Genomic DNA, 305 nt, shown 5'->3' with positions numbered 1-305 from the left:
GCCGCGCATTGCGCGGCTTTAAGCTTTTCAGGGTTGTGGCATCTGGATCAGCCCATGGTCCAAAGGTACAAAATCGGTACAGTACTGGTTAGCCAGTCTGCCTTTGGAGTCCTTATCTGATGGCAACAATCGTCAAAACCCCTGCCGGCACATGGAAAGCCGTAGTCCGAAAAACGGGCTGGCCGACCAACGCCAAAACCTTCCGCACCAAGCGCGACGCCGAAGACTGGGCACGCCGCACCGAAGACGAAATGGTGCGTGGCGTGTACATCCAGCGCAGCGGCTCCGAGCGCATGACGCTGGAG

The 305-nt window shown here is 58.4% G+C and carries 1 pseudogene; it reads left to right on the top strand.

Annotated features, from left to right (window positions below):
• Window positions 1–119: 119 nt before the first annotated feature.
• Window positions 120–305: pseudogene (locus GYB81_RS24265) on the top strand (site-specific integrase); the annotation flags it as partial.

It is taken from the genome of Pseudomonas yangonensis, assembly GCF_009932725.1.
GTDB classification, from domain to species: domain Bacteria; phylum Pseudomonadota; class Gammaproteobacteria; order Pseudomonadales; family Pseudomonadaceae; genus Aquipseudomonas; species Aquipseudomonas yangonensis.
The sequence above is the reverse complement of the archived record's forward strand: the minus strand, read 5'-3'. Positions and strand labels throughout refer to the sequence as shown.